The 18,769-nt window shown below is 33.6% G+C and carries 16 protein-coding genes and 1 pseudogene; 14 read left to right on the top strand and 3 right to left on the bottom strand.

From position 1 onward, the window contains the following. Nucleotides 1-161: 161 nt before the first annotated feature. Nucleotides 162-3,278: an MMPL family transporter gene (locus tag ACUXEY_RS22210; protein ID WP_461301618.1), complete on the top strand. Its 3,117-nt coding sequence runs from the start codon at nt 162-164 to the stop codon at nt 3,276-3,278. A 336-nt stretch (nt 3,279-3,614) separates the two neighbouring features. Beyond that, entirely contained in the window at nt 3,615-4,463 is an 849-nt protein-coding gene (locus tag ACUXEY_RS22205; protein ID WP_461301617.1) for a hypothetical protein, read from the top strand. A 192-nt stretch (nt 4,464-4,655) separates the two neighbouring features. Here ACUXEY_RS22205 and ACUXEY_RS22200 read toward each other — a convergent pair. After that, nucleotides 4,656-5,069, bottom strand: a pseudogene (locus ACUXEY_RS22200) (stress protein). A gap of 223 nt (nt 5,070-5,292) precedes the next feature. On the opposite strand from ACUXEY_RS22200, the gene ACUXEY_RS22195 reads away from it, so the two are divergent. Next, a complete protein-coding gene (locus ACUXEY_RS22195; RefSeq protein ID WP_429603366.1) occupies nt 5,293-6,918 on the top strand; it encodes an ABC-F family ATP-binding cassette domain-containing protein in 1,626 nt (541 codons plus the stop codon). A 530-nt stretch (nt 6,919-7,448) separates the two neighbouring features. Beyond that, entirely contained in the window at nt 7,449-9,422 is a 1,974-nt protein-coding gene (locus ACUXEY_RS22190; protein WP_461301616.1) for an LTA synthase family protein, read from the top strand. Between the two features lie 58 nt (nt 9,423-9,480). Here ACUXEY_RS22190 and ACUXEY_RS22185 read toward each other — a convergent pair whose 3' ends face one another. Continuing rightward, nucleotides 9,481-10,152, bottom strand: coding sequence for a TerC family protein (locus ACUXEY_RS22185; protein WP_461301615.1), 672 nt, complete (start codon nt 10,150-10,152; stop codon nt 9,481-9,483). Between the two features lie 338 nt (nt 10,153-10,490). Further along, nucleotides 10,491-11,318, bottom strand: coding sequence for a peptidoglycan-N-acetylglucosamine deacetylase (locus ACUXEY_RS22180; protein WP_270185044.1), 828 nt, complete (start codon nt 11,316-11,318; stop codon nt 10,491-10,493). A 215-nt stretch (nt 11,319-11,533) separates the two neighbouring features. Here ACUXEY_RS22180 and ACUXEY_RS22175 point away from each other — a divergent pair, with 215 nt between their 5' ends. The 10 genes from ACUXEY_RS22175 (at nt 11,534) to ACUXEY_RS22130 (ending at nt 18,655) form a co-directional block, all read left to right on the top strand. After that, entirely contained in the window at nt 11,534-11,794 is a 261-nt protein-coding gene (locus ACUXEY_RS22175; RefSeq protein WP_166689057.1) for a hypothetical protein, read from the top strand. Nucleotides 11,795-12,159: 365 nt separating this feature from the next. After that, nucleotides 12,160-12,843, top strand: a complete 684-nt coding sequence (locus tag ACUXEY_RS22170) for a DNA alkylation repair protein (RefSeq protein WP_461301614.1) — start codon at nt 12,160-12,162, stop codon at nt 12,841-12,843. Between the two features lie 16 nt (nt 12,844-12,859). Next, the gene (locus tag ACUXEY_RS22165; protein ID WP_461301613.1) at nt 12,860-13,561 is read left to right on the top strand and encodes a nucleotidyltransferase domain-containing protein; all 702 of its coding nucleotides are present in this window, start codon (nt 12,860-12,862) and stop codon (nt 13,559-13,561) included. A 15-nt stretch (nt 13,562-13,576) separates the two neighbouring features. Further along, nucleotides 13,577-14,122: a GNAT family N-acetyltransferase gene (locus tag ACUXEY_RS22160; RefSeq protein WP_461301612.1), complete on the top strand. Its 546-nt coding sequence runs from the start codon at nt 13,577-13,579 to the stop codon at nt 14,120-14,122. Between the two features lie 34 nt (nt 14,123-14,156). Then, nucleotides 14,157-14,657 carry a GNAT family N-acetyltransferase gene (locus ACUXEY_RS22155; RefSeq protein WP_461301611.1) on the top strand — a complete coding sequence of 167 codons (501 nt, stop codon included), beginning with the start codon at nt 14,157-14,159 and terminating at the stop codon, nt 14,655-14,657. 15 nt (nt 14,658-14,672) lie between these two features. Next, a complete protein-coding gene (locus tag ACUXEY_RS22150) occupies nt 14,673-15,194 on the top strand; it encodes a DinB family protein (RefSeq protein ID WP_461301610.1) in 522 nt (173 codons plus the stop codon). Nucleotides 15,195-15,265: 71 nt separating this feature from the next. Then, nucleotides 15,266-16,204, top strand: coding sequence for a DMT family transporter (locus tag ACUXEY_RS22145; RefSeq protein WP_461301609.1), 939 nt, complete (start codon nt 15,266-15,268; stop codon nt 16,202-16,204). A gap of 56 nt (nt 16,205-16,260) precedes the next feature. Further along, complete coding sequence (locus ACUXEY_RS22140) at nt 16,261-16,662, top strand: GNAT family N-acetyltransferase (RefSeq protein ID WP_461301608.1); 402 nt, start codon at nt 16,261-16,263, stop codon at nt 16,660-16,662. Nucleotides 16,663-16,775: 113 nt separating this feature from the next. Continuing rightward, the gene (locus ACUXEY_RS22135) at nt 16,776-17,387 is read left to right on the top strand and encodes a hypothetical protein (protein WP_461301607.1); all 612 of its coding nucleotides are present in this window, start codon (nt 16,776-16,778) and stop codon (nt 17,385-17,387) included. 20 nt (nt 17,388-17,407) lie between these two features. Next, nucleotides 17,408-18,655 (top strand): glutathionylspermidine synthase family protein, encoded by a 1,248-nt coding sequence (locus ACUXEY_RS22130; protein ID WP_461301606.1) that lies wholly within the window; start codon nt 17,408-17,410, stop codon nt 18,653-18,655. Nucleotides 18,656-18,769 lie beyond the last annotated feature (114 nt).

Genomic DNA, 18,769 nt, shown 5'->3' with positions numbered 1-18,769 from the left:
AATGAACATTCATTCCGGGAAGACTAGTTTAATAGAGTTTACAAAATAATGTAATAGAATGATAGGAATGAACGTTCATTCCGAAAAAAAACGTTGAAATAGTAGGAATGAATATTCATTCCGAAACTAACGGGAAACTTTTAAAACAGGAGATGATTAAAATGAGTAAGCTAAAAAATTGGAGAAGTTTATCTTTTCTATTATGGATAGTTATTACTATTACAATGATCGTAACGATGCCTAATATGGATAAATTAGTGAAAGAAAAAGGGCACATTACGATCCCTAATACTGAACAAAGTAGTATTGCTGACAAAATGATAAGAGAGATGGATAAAGACGGGACAGAAAAGTATGAAATTATAGCTGTTTTTAATAGTGGAAGTAAAGAAGCTTTAACTACTGAGCAAAAAGAGGAGATAATAAAAACAATCCATGCTTTACAAAATGAAAAAGAGCAATTAGGAATTAAGGAGGTTGTTTCACATTTAGATAATAAAGATTTGGAAAAACAGTTGATATCTAAAGACAATACGACCATTTTAACGCAAATTTCAGTAGATAAAAAAAATGGTGAAATATCAAAAGTTGCAAATGATCTTCATAAAAAAGTGCAAACGAAGGATGTTAAAACGTACTTAACAGGAAGTGATTTAATAGCAGGTGATTTCCTTACATCCTCTCAAGAGGGAGTGAAAAAGACAGAAGTTATTTCTATCATTTTCATTTTAGTTGTATTAATCATTGTATTTCGTTCACCAATTGTTCCAATCGTTTCTCTTCTTACAGTTGGTGTATCCTATTTAGTTTCAATGGGGATTATTGCCCACCTTGTAGATCAATTTAATTTTCCGTTTTCCAACTTTACACAAGTGTTTGTAGTTGTTGTCCTGTTTGGGGTTGGAACAGACTATAACATTTTATTATATACTAGATTTAAGGAAGAATTAAGTAAACAAGAAAATGCATTTATAGCTACAAAAGAAACGTTTAAATCAGCAGGGAAAACCGTTTTATATAGCGGAATAGCAGTATTAATTGGTTTTGCATCCCTTGCTTTAGCGAGCTTTAAATTATATCAATCTACTTCAGCGGTAGCAATTGGTGTCGCAGTATTATTACTCGTATTAACTACGTTAAATCCATTTTTTATGGTGCTTTTAGGAAAAGGAATGTTTTATCCAGTTAAAACATTTAAAGGTCATGAGGATAGTCGCTTATGGGGGTTTCTTGCGAAAAACTCAGTAGCAAGACCATTTGTCGCTTTAATCATTGTATTTGTGATATCGATTCCTTTCGTAATGAAATACTCTAACACACTAAATTACAATGATTTATTTGAAGTAGATAATAAATATGAATCAAAGATGGGGATTAACGTAATAGAAGATCATTTCCCACCTGGTTTTTCTTCGCCAAGTACGTTAGTTATTCAATCGGATAACAAATTAGATGAGTCGAGTTCGCTGCAAACTTTAGATGAACTAACTGATAAGATTTTGAAAGTGAAAGGTGTTTCAGAAGTATATTCACCGACACGACCAACTGGTGAAAGGATAAAAGAACTATATATAAACAAACAAGCTGGAGAACTAAATACAGGTTTAGGAGATGCCAATGGTGGTATTAAGGAAATTAATGATGGATTAACTACTGCGAAAGATAAAATGGGTAGTAAAGACTCAAATAGTCTCGCAAACGTTCAAAAGCTAATAGATGGAACAAACGAAGCGAAAAATGGAGTAACAGCATTAGGAACAGCTTTACATCAACTATCAAATGGCATAAATGACGGAGCACAAGGCGCGCAGCAAATTGAGAGTGGATTAACTTCAGTAAATGAAAATATAAATGTTTTATCTAATGCAACGTCACAACTTCATGCTGGTTATTCGCAGTTAGAAAAAGGTTTAAGTTCTTACGATCAATACTTTGGAAGTATTTCTCAAGCGATTGATGGAGCGAAAAAAGGGTATGAACAAATTGAAATGTTAATGACCAATTTCATCCAAACAAAACCAGAATTGGCAAATGATCCGAACATACTACAAACGATAGGAATTGCTAAAGAGGCTCAAAAGCAATTAAGTGTGCTTTCAAATGAATTAAATCAATTAGCAACACAGCATAAAGCGGCGATGGGCTCATTTAAAGAAGCAAATCAATCGTTATTGAAAGTGGATAACGGCTTAAAAGAAATGAACAATGGAGTTACTAAATTACAAAAAGGAGCAGCTGATCTTAAAAATGGATTAGATGAAGGTGCTTCAGGTTCAAAACAAATTGTAAACAAGTCATCTGAGTTACAAACCGGATTAACGAAAATAAACGATGTGCAAGGCCAGTTATTAACCGGGCTGAAAGACTTGCAAGAACAGATGGGGCAATTACAATCAGGATTATCTAAAAGTACAGAAGGGCTCGAAAAGGTAAGTAACGGCCTAGGGGACGCCCAGAAATATTTAGGAGAACTGAATGAATCAAAAAGCTCTGAGAAATTTTATATTCCAAAAGAAGTTTTAGAGGGAGAGGATTTCCAAAAAGCGTTGAATACGTACATGTCACATGATAGAAAGACCGCTAAAATGACAATCATTTTAGACGTAAATCCGTATTCAAAAGAAGCGATGCCAATTATTCAAGAAATTAATAAAACGATAGACGGTACTTTAAATGGAACAGAATTAAATTCAGCGAAAAAAGCAATCGGAGGTACGACAGCTAGAAACGTTGATTTAAAAGAAGTTACAGGTCAAGACTTCTTACGTACAGCTACGATTATGTTAATTGGAATTGCGATTGTATTACTCGTTATTACACGGTCATTTTTAAATACAATCTTTATTATTGGATCCTTAATATTAGCTTATTTTGCATCACTTGGTATAAGTGAACAAATTAGTACACACTTACTAAACGTAGAGTCATTAAGCTGGAATGTACCATTCTTTAGTTTTATTATGATTGTCGCTTTAGGTGTGGATTATAGCATTTTCGTAATGATGCGATACAATGAGTTAGAGGGAGACCCAGCAACGAAAATTGTAAATGCCTCTCGTCACATAGGAGGAGTTGTATTATCGGCCGCGCTTATTTTAGGTGGTACATTTGCTGCATTAATCCCTTCAGGTGTATTGACGCTTATACAAGTAGCATCTGTTGTTGGTGTTGCACTGTTACTATTAGCTATCATTGTAATGCCAATATTGCTACCTACTTTAATAGGGTTAACGAGTAAAGTGAAGGATTATACAAATAAATTAAGTGAAAGGAAATAAAAGAATCCCCGTTTAAAAGTAACTGGTTCAGTTATAAGAGATAAAATATAAAATAACACTCAGATTAGGGATGTAAATCACATATGATTTAGCATCCTTTTTTTTATATAGTTCACGCAAATAATGGTGTACTATCTTTTTTTAAAGATAAATAGAAATTTATGTTAAAATAATTATAGAGATTGTGAACAAATGTTCTTAAATTAACGGTCAGGTTACTTTAAGAAGGATTTTTCAAAGTAACTGGTGAATATCATATTTTGAAGGAGTGATTGCAGTGGAGTAAGTAATTTTTTAAATCTTGGTTAAATACTTTGAAGGAAGGGATTTATAACTATGGATACAAAACTAATAATAGTAGAAGGTTTACCTGGATTCGGAAAATCGACCACTGCACAGCTAATAAATGATATTCTAAGCCAAAATAAAATTGAAGTTGAACTATTTTTAGAGGGAAATTTGAACCACCCAGCCGACTATGATGGTGTATCTTGTTTTAATAAATTTGAATTCGACAGATTATTATTTAACAGTGGAGATTTTAAAGAAGTGCTTCTTAAAAGAGTTTTAAAAAAAGGAAGCAATTATTTATTACCATACAGAAAGATAAAAAATGAGTTTGGTGACCAGTTTCCAGACGAATTATTTAACGATATTTCAAGAAACGATATATATGAATTACCATTCGATAAAAATGTTGAATTAATTGCTGACAAATGGAAAGACTTTGCTGAAATTGCTCTAGAAGATGATAAGGTTTATATCTTTGAATGTTGTTTCATACAAAATCCATTAACTATTGGGATGATTAAATACGGTGAACAAAAAGAAAAAATAATAAATTATGTAATGAAAGTTGCAAAAAACATAGAGAATTTAAATCCAATGTTATTCTATGTAGAACAAGATGATCTTGAATTTTCATTTAGGAAGGCATTAAAAGAAAGAAATCCAGAATGGTCCACAGGAATTGTCGACTATTACACGAACCAAGGCTATGGGAAAGAACATAACCATTCGGGGATAGAAGGAGCGATAAAAGTTCTTGAAGCTAGAAGGAATTTAGAGTTAGAAATATTCGATATGTTAAAAATGAAAAAAGAAAAAATCAATAATACAAAATATGAAATTGACTCATATAGGTCAATGTTAAAAGATAAGTTAACAATACAAATGGTGAAATAGCTTTTTACACTAACTGGTGCTTTAGTTGAAGAAGGACATAAAAACGCTCAGAATATTTTCTGAGCGTTTTAGTTTGCTAATTATGATACGAAACGGGGTGCAAAATACATACAAATTATTGTGTTATTTCTAATAGTTATTAGCATGTTTCTCTCTCTAATCTGAACCCGTTATTTCAATTGGGAATTTTTCTTATTTAACAAACTTGTCCATCACATCTTTATATTTTGCGAATTCTTCATCTTTCATATCGCCATTCATTTGTAAAATAAAATTGCCTTTTGCGTGTGTATGAGAGAATAACATAGGAGCAGAATTTCCTAATTCATTGTAATATTTCTTAACTTTTTCTAGGTCTTCTTTCTTTGTAATGTCGAATAAACGACCGCCTTTTCCTTCTTTTCGAAGGTTGCCGAATTCTTTTTGAGGAAGATCGGTAGGATTTTCTGCTTGAAGACCAGTATTTTTATATTCAGAGATAATCGAATCGACAGTTACTTTCGTTTCTTTTTTCTCTTATTTTGATTCAGTAGGTGTTTTTGCATTGTTATTACTACATGTGGTTAAGGAAGTAAGAGGTAAACATAATGCTCCAATAATAAATATTTTCTCTTTACATTATGAAATTTACTTCTATATAATATTGTTTCGTTAAAAATATACATTTTATTCAAGGTAGAAAAGGGATGAATAGTAATCAACCGTTGCTATTCATCCCTTTTCTACTATATAATAGCTATAGTCTACAATAATTGAGTCGTAATATGCGATTTTTTAAGACAATCGGTGAGAAAACGCTGAAATAAGCGGTATTAGTAGGAGGACACAAATGATTACAGTAAGTAACGTTAGTTTGCGTTTCGCGGATCGCAAATTGTTTGAAGATGTTAACATAAAATTCACGCCAGGTAACTGCTACGGTTTAATCGGAGCAAACGGTGCTGGTAAATCGACATTTCTAAAGATTTTATCTGGAGAAATTGAACCATCAACAGGTGACATACATATTACGCCAGGTGAGCGTCTAGCAGTATTAAAACAGAATCACTTCGAATATGAAGAGTTCGCAGTATTAGAAACAGTAATTATGGGTCACACGCAACTTTACAAAGTAATGCAAGAGAAAAATGCCATTTACATGAAAGAAGACTTTAGTGATGAAGATGGTATGCGTGCTGCTGAACTTGAAGGTGAATTCGCTGAGCTTAACGGTTGGGAAGCAGAATCAGAAGCTGCAATCCTTCTTAAAGGTTTAGGTATTGGTGAAGACCTTCATGATAAGAAATTGTCAGAATTAACTGGGGCAGAGAAAGTAAAAGTATTACTTGCTCAAGCTTTATTCGGTAAACCAGACATACTGTTACTAGATGAGCCTACCAACCACTTGGACTTAAAAGCGATCCAATGGTTAGAAAACTTCTTAATGAACTTTGAAAATACAGTAATCGTTGTATCCCATGACCGTCACTTCTTAAATAAAGTTTGTACGCACATGGCTGATCTTGATTTCGGTAAAATTCAACTTTATGTTGGTAACTATGACTTCTGGTATGAGTCAAGCCAATTAGCTTTAAAATTAACACAAGATGCTAATAAGAAAAAAGAAGAGAAAGTAAAAGAGTTACAAAACTTCATTGCACGCTTTAGCTCAAACGCATCTAAAGCGAAACAAGCAACTTCTCGTAAAAAATTATTAGATAAAATTACATTAGATGATATTAGACCATCATCACGTCGTTACCCATTCGTTGGCTTCACACCTGAGCGTGAAGTAGGAAATGACTTATTAACTGTTGAAGGTCTTTCTAAAACAATTGATGGCGAAAAAGTGTTAGATAATGTGTACTTCACTTTAAATAAAGGTGATAAAGTTGCATTTATCGGTCGTAACGATATTGCAATGACAACATTATTTAAAATTCTTATGGGTGAAATGGAGCCAGATAGCGGTTCATTCAAATGGGGCGTTACAACATCTCAATCTTACTTCCCAAGAGATAACTCTAAGTACTTTGAGAACAGTGACTGTAATTTAGTTGATTGGTTACGTCAATTCTCTCCACAAGATGAGTCAGAAAGCTTCTTACGTGGTTTCTTAGGCCGTATGTTATTCTCAGGTGAAGAAGTTAAGAAGAACGTTTCTGTACTATCTGGAGGAGAAAAAGTTCGTTGTATGTTATCTAAAATGATGTTAAGTGGTGCAAACGTAATCACACTTGACGATCCAACGAACCACTTAGACCTTGAGTCTATCACTGCATTAAACAACGGTTTAATCGCATTCAAAGGTACAATGTTATTCACATCTCATGACCATCAGTTCGTACAAACAATTGCAAACCGCATTATCGAAGTAACGCCAAACGGTGTAATTGATAAAGAGGCTACTTACGATGAGTTCTTAGAAAATGAAGAACTTCAAAAACAAGTAGATGCAATGTACAAAGGTCAATAATAAATGATGAAAAACCTCGCTCTCGTAATGAGAGTGAGGTTTTTTATGATCATTGATTTTATGAGCTATGAATAATTATACAAAAATAACTTTAGGGGTTGAAAGATATTTTGATGTTGCATATAGAGGAATGTCTGCAGCATGAATAAACTTGAATTACATAAAAGGATGTAAGAGTCACCGAAAAAAACTAATGATATCTATTGTGAAATTCATTATATTACATTAATGTTCCAGAACTGGAGACATATTTATTTGCGAAGCAGTGAATAAAGGTTTATAGTATGTGGTGTCATAATTAGTGGATGAATATTGGGAGAAAACCGAAAATGTTACAAAAATATTTTGTTAAATAGAAACCAAGGTCAAAATATTTAAAAAGAAATAGTTGAATAAATAAAAGCTTCAAATTATAATTACTAATATTCTTCATATAGTTAAACAGATAAAATCTATTTGAAGATGAAAAATTGAATAGATAGACAGACTTATATCAAAATAAGCCTTGGATGATTAAAAGAGGTGGAGAGATGAAACAGTTCTTATTAAAGAGCAAAAGTGTGTTAAGCAATCACTTTGGATTTTTCGTATTTGCCGTTGTTTTATTCTGGTTAAAAACATATGCAGCTTATGTGACTGAATTTAACTTAGGGATATCTAACACAATCCAAAAGTTTTTACTGTTTTTCAACCCGTTAAGCTCGGCAGTTTTATTTTTAGGGCTTGCATTGTTCGCAAAGGGGAAACGTGCTTACATTTGGTTAATTGTTATTAATTTGTTAATGTCTATACTTTTATACGCAAACGTAGTATATTATCGCTTTTTCAGCGACTTTATTACGTTCCCGACATTAACACAAACGAATAACTTTGGAGATTTAGGTGGTAGTATTTTTGCATTGCTACACGCATATGATCCTCTATATTTCTTAGATACAATCATTTTAATTGTTTTAGTCGCAACAAAATTTGCAAGTCCAAAACCTATCCGTGTTGCGAAATATAAATTATCACTAGTATTTGTAGCAGGTATTTTATTATTCAGCATTAACCTAGGTCTTGCAGAATCTGATCGTCCTGAATTATTAACAAGAACATTTGATCGTAATTATATTGTGAAATATTTAGGGGCATACAACTATACGATTTATGATGGTATTCAAAGTGCGAAAGCATCAACAGAACGAGCATTAGCCGATGGAGATAATATGACAGAAGTTAGAAATTATCTTGCATCAACATATGCAAGTCCAAATCCAGAGTACTTTGGTAAAGGAAAAGGAATGAACGTAATTTATATTCATTTAGAATCATTCCAAAGCTTTTTAATTGATTATAAATTAAATGGGCAAGAAGTTACACCGTTCTTAAACTCAATTACAAAAGATGCGAATACGTTATACTTTGATAATTTCTTCCATCAAACAGGACAAGGTAAAACATCTGATGCTGAGTTCATGCTAGAAAACTCAATGTATGGATTACCACAAGGATCTGTTTTTACGAATAAAGCTCATAACACGTATCAATCAGCACCAGCTATTTTAGGGCAACAAGGATACACATCAGCTGTATTCCATGGTAACTACAAAACGTTCTGGAACCGTGATGATATTTATAAATCATTTGGTTTCAATAAATTTTTTGATGCGTCTTACTACGATATGAATGAAAAAGATGTAGTAAACTATGGATTAAAAGATAAACCGTTCTTTAATGAATCAATTCCGTTATTACAAACATTGAAACAACCGTTCTATACGAAGTTTATTACGTTATCGAACCATTTCCCTTATCCGATTGATAAAGCGGAAGCGACGATTGAACCAGCTAAAACAGGTGACTCATCAGTAGATACGTATTTCCAAACAGCACGTTATTTAGATGAGTCTGTAAAAGGATTTATGGATTACTTGAAACAATCTGGTTTATACGATAACTCAATTATCGTTATGTACGGTGACCATTACGGTATTTCAGATAATCATGGCGCAGCAATGTCTCAAATAATGGGTAAAGAAATGAACTCATTCGAAAATGCACAGCTGCAACGAGTACCATTAATCATTCGTGTTCCAGGAATGAAGGGCGGCGTACAACATCAATATGGCGGAGAAATTGATGTTCTTCCGACGCTATTACACTTACTAGGTACAGATACGAAAAATTATGTCCAGTTCGGATCTGATTTACTATCACCAGAGCATAAACAAGTTGTTCCATTCCGTAACGGAAACTTCGTAAGTCCAACAGTTACTGCATTGAATGGAAAATACTATGATACAGCTACTGGTAACTCTGTAGAATTAACAGACGAAATAAAACAAAATGAACAAATGGTTCAAAAATCATTAAAATACTCTGACCAAGTCGTAAATGGTGACTTATTACGATTCTATACACCGGAAGGATTTACACCGGTCGATCGTTCGAAGTACAACTATAACAATCGTGATAAAAATAAAACGAAGGTAAAGACGACTGCAGACGGAGAAACGAAATAAATAGTAAAAAGCGCTACTCATATGAGTAGCGCTTTTGTTTGTACAAATAACGTAGTCATTATAAAGAGTTATCCTTGGTTTTTTGTTTCATCTTTCCAAAGAATACTACACCAGCAATGATAATAATGATAAATGCCCATTTAATGAAAGGGTTATTTTCGAAAAATCCAGCGTACCATTTCTCATCTACAATCATTTTCGCAGCAGTATAAGCTAAAACAGCTGCTCCAATCGTAATAATGATAGGGAACCGGTCCACCCATTTTAAAATTAATGTACTGCCCCATACTACTACTGGAATAGATACTAATAATCCGATGATGACTAAAGAAAAATTGCCATGCGCAGCTCCTGCAACAGCGAGAACATTATCAATCCCCATTAATGCATCAGCTATAATAATGGTTTTAATAGCAGACCAAAATCCTTCTTCTGCCTTAATATCATGATCTTTGCCTTCAGCAATTAATTTGTAAGCGATCCATATAAGGAGTACACCACCAATTAAAAGTAGCCCTGGTATTTTTAATAACCAAACGACAACTAAGGTAGCGAGGGCTCTAATCGCGATTGCCCCGATAGTTCCCCATATTATAACTTTCTTTTGTTGATCTTTCGGTAATCGCCTTGCTGCTAATCCAATTACAATGGCATTATCACCGGCTAATACTAAATCAATTACAATGATGGCAAGTAAGGCTGATAAATATTCAGCTGAAAGAAAATCCATATACACATCACTCCTTAAGAGTAATATGTGCTAAAGTGTTGATAATATAAAAATAGGATTGAATTTGTATATTCAATCCTAAATTTCCGGATATATTTTAATATGTATATGTATTTTAAATTGGAATAAATCGTTCTCGCGATTTATTTTGCTTTTCGTTTCTCTTTCTTAATTTCCGATTCATCTTTTTAATACGATTTTCTCTTCTATTGTCCCAGTTAGCACTTTTGTTTCTATTGATACAAAGGAAGGAGGGGTGATGGAAATTACGAGAAGTACTGCACAATACGATAAAAAAAAGACTCAATAACCTACTAGAGGAAATCAAGTCTTTTTTATTACATACGGTTATCGTGCCAGAAGTTTAATGGGAAGTGTTCGTTCTCACTATAAGCTTCTAATTCATATCCTTTTTCTTTCAGCCCTTTAATAATACCAGGTACTGCTTTTACGGATTGTGGATGAATGTCGTGCATAAGGATAACTTCTGTTGGATTTGTAGCATGAGCTAGAACATTTTCTACAATTTTAGCAGATGCAGCATCAACCTGCATTTTGTTGTACTTCCAGTCTAATGAATCGATTGTCCAATCCCAAACTTTTAATCCATTCTCAACAACTTTGTTGCGAAGAGCTTCGTTTAATCCTGGCATTGAACCGTAAGATGGACGAGTTAATACTGGCGATTTACCTAGAACACCAGCAATTAAGCCTTGATCTTCTTTCATTTCATCTACGTAATGACCTTCTGTGTAAAGTTTCTTGTAGTTATGAGTCATACTGTGCATCCCAACGTAGTGGCCTTCAGCATCTTCACGTTTTACAAGATCAGGGAATGCTTTTACGTTTGAACCAATTAGGAAGAATGTTGCTTTTGCATTTTCTTTCTTTAACATATCTAAAAGCTCAGCTGTGTATTTTCCAGGACCGTCATCAAATGTTAAGTAAGCTACTTTTCTAACTTGCCCATTGTATTGTTTTGGAGCTTCTTTCGGTGCAAGAGACGATTGAATTTCACTTACAAGTTGAACAGATTTTGCTTCATCCTCTGTACTTGCTAGAGCAGTATGTGCTGATCCTAAAGCCGCTTCGTATGTAAATAATACCCCCGCGCAAATCAACATAGCCCTTTTCACTAAAGTTGTCATTCGAATTCCATTGTGCATAATTTTCCTTCTCTCTATAAAAGTTCTACTCTACTATATTAGCAATTATAAGTAGGTAATTGCAAAAAAACTTTTTTACAAGCACAAAAAAGTTTGTTCGAAATTATGCAAGATTTAAAAAGAATAACAATTTTAAAGAAATGGAAAAAGAAACGGATAGTTTTAATCATTAATTGGAACACTACAACGGATATTAATTTTAGGAGGTGCTTTAATTGAATTATAAAAAAATGCTTTCAATATGTATGACAAGTATATTTACAGTAGGATTATTAATTGGCTGTAATCCAGCTCCAAAAGATGAAAAAGAGCCAGATCCAACGGAAGAACCTTCTGAGCAAAGGCAGGAGGAAAAGAACGAAAAACAAGATCCTTCAATGGAAAAAAATAATGAGTTAAACAAAAAGGATGAACAAGAACCAGATCCAACGGAAGAGCCTTCAGAAGAACAAAAGAAGAAAAAAGAAAATGAGTAGTTGTAGTTTAATGCAATTTGTAACAAAATGATTTAGGCAAAAATCCCTACAGCATCTGTAGGGATTTTTATATAAGAAGGTTTAGTTAAGGGAATTATTAAAAAGTAGCAAATATTTTAGCTGAAAATAAATGTGATAAAAAAGAAAATTAAACCAATAAAGTTCTTTATTTTCTATTTTTTACACTATGGGGAATTGATGAAATGTAAAATGTACAGACTTTCATGTTTGTTGTAGTTATTTGCAGTAATTATAAAATTTCACATACCGTATTTTAAAAATAAATATAGGAAAACCAAAAAGTAATGTAGAATATATCGTACATACATATATGAAGTCAACATAAAAGAAAAAGAGGTGGGCATATGTTACTTGAAGAAGTAATGCAGCAACTAGAGGAATATGGAACAGAACAAAATCGTAAAACGTATAAAAATCACGGAGCGAAAGAGCCACTATTCGGGGTCAGTTTTGCCAATTTGAAAGTATTAAAAAAGAAGATTAAAAAAGATCATGATTTAGCAACTTTATTATGGGAAACAAAAAATATGGATGCAATGACTTTAGCGACGATGATTTTAGATCCGAAGAAAGTTACGACAGAACAGTTAAATAAATGGGTACAGGAAATTGATTATTATTGTTTAATGGACGTTTTGATGACGGCTATTTGCACGTCGCCAATCGCGATAGAAAGAATGGAAGAATGGACAAAGTGTGATGATGAATGGATTGGAAGAGCAGGCTGGTCCTTATTAGCAAATATAGCGATTAAAAATAAAACGTTACATGATGATTTCTTCTTTCCTTATCTAGAAGAGATTAAAGTAAATATACATAATGAAAAAAATAGAAAAAAAGAAGCGATGAATAGTGCTTTAATTGCGATAGGAATTCGTAATGAAGACTTAGAGAGAGAAGCGATTGAAATTGCACGTGAAATTGGAAAAGTACAGGTTGATCACGGGGCAACGTCATGCAAAACACCTGATGCAGAGCCATATATAAAAAAAGCGAGAGAAAGAGCTGAAAAAAAGAAAGTGAAATAAGAAAAGGGGAACGGGTATGAAACCAATGGAAGCGGCAAAAAGCATCATTACATCACAATTTACGAATTGTGATGTAGCTTTACTCGGAGGAAGCGTTGCACGAGGAGAGGCGACAAAAACATCTGACCTGGATATTGTAATAATAGATTGTAGTTTGTCATCTTGTTATAGAGAATCTTTCTATAGTAATGGATGGCCCGTTGAAGTGTTTGTACATAATTTTGAAACATATAAAACCTTTTTTAAAATGGATTGTGACCGCGGAAGACCTTCGTTGCCGCAATTAGTTTCAGAGGGAATTGTATTAAAAGGTGAAATCGAAATTGTTGAGAAATTAAAAAGAGAAGCAAATGAGTTACTAAATAAAGGACCAGCTAAATGGACCGAAGTAATGATGAAGCAGAAGCGATATTTTATTACAGATACTTTGGATGATTTTATTGGCGCATCAAAAAGAGAAGAAGAATTGTTTATCGCGAATTTATTAGCTGATCTATTACATGAATATGTATTAAGAGTAAATGGGAAATGGCTTGGAAGTTCAAAATGGTTTATAAGGGTACTTAGAAAATATGATGAACGATATGCAGATCAATTTGTAGCGGCTTTCGATCATTTTTATACAACGGGAGAGAAAATGAAATTAATTACTTTTGTAGAAAAAACGCTAGAACAGTATGGAGGAAGAATGTTCGAAGGGTTTTCTATAGGAAAATAAAAAGGGGATAGCAAAGTGAATGTACCATTCGTGCAATTAAGAGAACTGACACTAAATGATGTAGAAGATCGATATCAATGGTCATTAGATAGAAAAGTAACGAAACATTTAGTTGTACCCGATCAATATCCACCATTCACTCGGGAAGATACGAAAAAATGGATTGAAGCATGTATAAATCGAAAAAATGGTTATGAACAAAGAGCAATCACTACAGAGAACGGCATACATATTGGATGGGTAGATCTGAAAAACTTTGATAAAACAAATAGAAATGCAGAACTGGGAATCGCGATTGGTAATAAAGAATACTGGGGGAAAGGGTACGGAATAGCGGCCCTATATAGTATGTTACATGAAGCATTCTTTGAATTTGAATTAGAAAAAGTTTGGCTACGTGTAGATGAAGATAATTTTCAAGCTAGAAAGAGTTATGAAAAGACTGGATTTATTTGTGAAGGATTAATGAGAAATGATCGATTACGTCAAGGAAAGTTCATTCATCGTTATCGTTATAGTATGTTAAGAGAAGAATACAAATCTATAAATGGTAGTTTATAAAAATATTATGTTAACTTAAAGGGGCTGGAATAGTATGATTCGATTACTTACGAAAGAGGATGCGAAACAATATTGGGAGTTACGTTTACAAGCATTACAAGTAAATCCAGAGGCATTTGTAACAACTTATGAGGAGGCGATTCGTCAAGAAAATCCTATTAAGCGAGTGGAAAATAATTTAACAGCTACTACTAGCTGTACATTTGGTGCTTTTAATGAGGATTATCAATTAGTTGGAGTGGTTACTTTACTAACAGAAGAGAAAGAGGCGTATAAACATAAAGGTCATATCGTTGCGATGTATGTAGATGCAAGCAATCGAAGAAGTGGCCTTGCGCGTGAGTTAATACGTAAGGCAATTGAAAGAGCAAGAGAACTAAACTTGGAACAATTGAAATTGGGTGTTGTGTCCACAAACGAGCCAGCAAAAAAGTTGTATGAATCAATGGGCTTTCAAACGTATGGAATCGAGAAAAGAGCTTTAAAAATGAACGGTGTATATAGTGACGATGAATATATGGTGTTGTTCTTGTAAGAAAGGGAGTTTTGTATGAGAGACCTCCATTTAGAAAAAAATATGAACCCGCAAGTAGCGATTTTGTATGCGACGGTTACAGATACATATAAACGATTGCAAAAGTTAGTAGAAGGTATTGATGAGAAAGAATTGTCTTTTAAAGGGTCAGAATATAATGAAAATAGTATAGGGCAACTACTTCAGCATTTAGCGGTAGTTGATTTACACTGGGTGTACCGTTTAAAAGGAGAGGCAGTTCCAATGGCACTTGAAAATATATATGGACCTATGTTAAATGATGCAGGAGAACTGCCAAGTTTAAGAAAACAGAGGTTGCAACAATTAATGCAAGATTATGAAGCAGTGCATCATATGTTTTATGAGGAATGCATGAAACTAACAGAATATGATTTAACACGAGAAATTTTTTACGAAAAGGGAGAAAATGCGACTATAAGATGGGGGATATGGCATATAGCAGATCATAATCGGTACCATCAAGCTCATATTAGTCGATTGAGAAAACTATATAGAGCTAGTTTATGTCCAAATTAAAGATTGCAAATTTTAATTATATTCATTTTGTTGTATAGTATTTAAGAAGAAACTAAACAAGGGGTTTTATAATGAAAGCTATTGCAGTAGGGATATTGGCATCATTTTTCTTTGCCTTTACCTTCGTTTTAAACCGGGCGATGGACTTAGAAGGTGGAAGCTGGATTTGGAGTGCATCATTACGGTACTACTTTATGGTTCCGATGCTGTTACTTATTGTCTTGTATAGAGGTAACTTAAAGCAACTCTTTCAATATATGAAAAATAATCCGAAAGAATGGCTAGTGTGGAGTATCGTAGGATTTGGTCTCTTCTATGCACCACTTAGTTTTGCTGGAGCTTTTGGACCTGGTTGGCTTGTTGCATCAACATGGCAAATTACGATTGTCGCAGGAATTTTGTTAACACCATTTTTTGCAGTAGATCCATTACATAAAAAACTTCCAATGAAGGAATTAGTTATGTCTGGGGTTATTTTATGCGGTGTTGTACTCATGCAAGTAGAACATGCTTCTTCATTAGGAATTCGAGAAACCGTTTTATGTGTAGTTCCTGTACTTATTGCAGCGTTTGCATATCCACTTGGAAACCGAAAAATGATGCAAGTTTGTAAAGGCGAATTAGATGTATTTCAGCGAGTTCTTGGTATGACATTAGCAAGTTTACCATTTTGGTTTTTATTATCTGGTTATGAAGTATCAACAGGTGGGCTACCGTCAAGTAGCCAAGTTTTCCAATGTTTTATTGTAGCAGTTAGTTCTGGTTTAATCGCGACAGTACTATTCTTCTTTGCGACAGATCTTGTAAAAGATGATCCACAAAAACTAGCAACAGTGGAAGCAACACAGTCCGGTGAAGTTTTATTTGCGCTAGTAGGAGAGCTTATTTTGCTATCTGCGCCAATTCCATCATCTTTATCTTGGATTGGTATGAGCCTCGTTATTATCGGAATGATACTACATAGTTATGTAGCGGTCGTTGTGAAAAAAGAAGAAAAAATAACGGCGTAATGAGATTAGCTCTTTTTATGAAGAGCTAATCTTTTTTCATAGAAAGGGATGGAAGTATGAATTTACAACACGTTGAACAAATTGAAAAAGATTCAATTTTACATGTACTACAGTATGCAATTGGTCCAAGTGAAACTAGCTTAAAGAAAGCAGTCTTATTTTATGGAAGGAATAAAGGGACTTTTTATAAATTTGAAGAAACAGCTTGCATAGGCATTGAAATAATTGGAGCTAATAAAGCGAGAATTTGCCACATTGCAGTCGTTCCGCAATATCGTCATAAAGGAATTGCGTTGCAAATGATAAAGGAAGTAGTAAGAATACATCAATTGACTTATGTAGAAGCAGAGACTGACAAAGAAGCAGTAGAATTTTATATGAAAAGTGGTTTTCAGGTTAAAAGTTTAGAAGAAAAATATCCGGGGATTGAAAGGTTTCATTGTTACTTGGAAAAATAGTATAAAAATATGAAAATGTGAATCTAAGGTATAGTTTGAAAAAAAGTAAGATTTACATTATATAATAAAGGTATCTGGAAAAATATAGATAAAAGAAATTAGGTGTATAACACATGAGAATGGATAAAAGTAAATTTATAAAAATTGCTACTTCAATAGGGGTATCATCTTTCTTATTAACTGGATGTGGCGATTATGAAGAAGATACTGCTCAACAAGAAAGTACTGCTGTTAAAACAGATGGTGGAAAACAAGGAAATGAACAAGAAACTTTAAATTGTAATGATAAAACTCCTACTAATGAAAATGTAGAAAATGATGAGTTATGTAAGGAAATGAATCCGTCTTTTTCATCGTATCATGAAAATTCACATTTACCGATACTTCCATTCGTAGCAGGATATTTATTAGCAAGCAGAACTTCAAATATGAATTATACAGCAAAACCAAATTTAATGAAGAAACTGTATGCAAATAATGTTATTCCATATCGTGAAAAAGACCAAAATAGAACTGGTGGAAGCGGTGGTGGAGGGTATTACGGCGGAACTAACAGTAACAATAATAACTCGTCCAATAAAGTGGATTTAAATAAACAACAGCCAAATACCTCAAATAAAGTGACACCGGATACAAATACACCGAAATCATCTACGACACAAACACCGAAAGTGAATTCTGGTTCCAGTGGAATTGGAAACGCAAAAGCACCAGCGGGATCCTAAAATGAAAGGATAATGGAGTCATGTTTACAGAACAAGAGCAGAAAGAGTATATGAAAGTATGGTTTTCACTTGCGGAAGAGGCTGGTCGGAATGGATTTACGTGGCCGAGTCTATTAGAAAAAGAAGAATGGAATCAATATATGGCAACGGGTATGTATCGTATGCCGGTGAACACTTATACTGCTATTTCAAAAGCGACAGAAGAGATAATGTATGTGTTATATAGAACGTATCAATATATTGTCAATACGACAGAAGATTTTCAAACACTAGGATTTCCAGCTGAAACGTGGGAAATTGCGAGAATGAAACACACTGGTTTGTTTTCATATTTTACAAGGTTTGACTTTATCGTAAATGGGAAAGATATAAAGTTAATAGAAGTAAATTGTGACACACCAACAGGTTATTTAGAGCCATCAGTCGCAAATGAAGTGTTGTGCCGTTATCATGATGTGAACCATCCGAATCATATAGAAGAGCATATTGTGCAGGCGTGGGAACAAATTAAACATGACTATAATATAAGTCCTATAGAGACAATATATTTTACTAGTTATGATTGGCACGATGAAGACCATCAAACAGTTCAATTTTTAAGAAACTATTGTTTAGATCAATCAACGGATTATATAGGTATACAAAATATCGTTGTTGCAGATGATGGTATATATACGCCAAATGGTGAACGAATTCATTATTTATATAGACTATATCCAATTGAATATTTAGTTTCAGATGCCGATAAAAATGGGAAAAGAATTGGACTTCAGTTTTTAGATCATATAGCGCAAGGAAGAGTGAAAATCATAAATCCTCCAGCTGCTTTTCTTATGCAAAATAAAAGTGTACTCGCATTAATTTGGCAACTTTACGAAGAAGGAGTCTTCTTTGAGGAAGAAGAGAGAAGAATCATTCAGACATTCTTCCTACCAACATATTTTACAAATGAACCGTTTATAGAAAGAAATGAATCCTATGTTTCTAAACCCTTATACGGCCGTGAAGGCGGAGGGGTATCGATATACGGAAATGATGAGCTTTTAGCAGAAGATAAAACAGCGTATTACTTTGAACAGCGGAAAATATATCAGCAATACATAGAAATGCCTGACTATACAATTGATACATGGGATGGTCCGTATACTGGTAAACTATTAATTGGTTCACACTGTATTAGCGGGAGAGCCGCAGGGTTATTTTTACGTGTAGGTGAGAAAATAACGGGAAACTTATCGATGTTTACAGGGGTCACAATTGAAGGGTAAAGGATACAAAGAGCTCATCATTTTTTGATGGGTTCTTTCGTTTACAGAGTGCTTTTATTGTTTTGATGTGACGCCTACATTGTTCTTCTTTAGTTATATAAAATCAATATATTA

This window comes from Bacillus sp. F9_6S_D1_P_5, from assembly GCF_054823925.1.
The sequence above is the reverse complement of the archived record's forward strand: the minus strand, read 5'-3'. Positions and strand labels throughout refer to the sequence as shown.

Bases quoted from the DNA above. Each gene is read 5' to 3' on its own strand.
- ACUXEY_RS22205 (WP_461301617.1), top strand. From the start codon at position 3,615: ATGGATACAAAACTAATAATAGTAGAAGGTTTACCTGGATTCGGAAAA.
- ACUXEY_RS22210 (WP_461301618.1), top strand. From the start codon at position 162: ATGAGTAAGCTAAAAAATTGGAGAAGTTTATCTTTTCTATTATGGATA.
- ACUXEY_RS22185 (WP_461301615.1), bottom strand. From the start codon at position 10,152: ATGGATTTTCTTTCAGCTGAATATTTATCAGCCTTACTTGCCATCATT.
- ACUXEY_RS22130 (WP_461301606.1), top strand. From the start codon at position 17,408: ATGTTTACAGAACAAGAGCAGAAAGAGTATATGAAAGTATGGTTTTCA.
- ACUXEY_RS22170 (WP_461301614.1), top strand. From the start codon at position 12,160: ATGTTACTTGAAGAAGTAATGCAGCAACTAGAGGAATATGGAACAGAA.
- ACUXEY_RS22180 (WP_270185044.1), bottom strand. From the start codon at position 11,318: ATGCACAATGGAATTCGAATGACAACTTTAGTGAAAAGGGCTATGTTG.
- ACUXEY_RS22190 (WP_461301616.1), top strand. From the start codon at position 7,449: ATGAAACAGTTCTTATTAAAGAGCAAAAGTGTGTTAAGCAATCACTTT.
- ACUXEY_RS22135 (WP_461301607.1), top strand. From the start codon at position 16,776: ATGAGAATGGATAAAAGTAAATTTATAAAAATTGCTACTTCAATAGGG.
- ACUXEY_RS22165 (WP_461301613.1), top strand. From the start codon at position 12,860: ATGAAACCAATGGAAGCGGCAAAAAGCATCATTACATCACAATTTACG.
- ACUXEY_RS22150 (WP_461301610.1), top strand. From the start codon at position 14,673: ATGAGAGACCTCCATTTAGAAAAAAATATGAACCCGCAAGTAGCGATT.
- ACUXEY_RS22140 (WP_461301608.1), top strand. From the start codon at position 16,261: ATGAATTTACAACACGTTGAACAAATTGAAAAAGATTCAATTTTACAT.
- ACUXEY_RS22145 (WP_461301609.1), top strand. From the start codon at position 15,266: ATGAAAGCTATTGCAGTAGGGATATTGGCATCATTTTTCTTTGCCTTT.
- ACUXEY_RS22155 (WP_461301611.1), top strand. From the start codon at position 14,157: ATGATTCGATTACTTACGAAAGAGGATGCGAAACAATATTGGGAGTTA.
- ACUXEY_RS22195 (WP_429603366.1), top strand. From the start codon at position 5,293: ATGATTACAGTAAGTAACGTTAGTTTGCGTTTCGCGGATCGCAAATTG.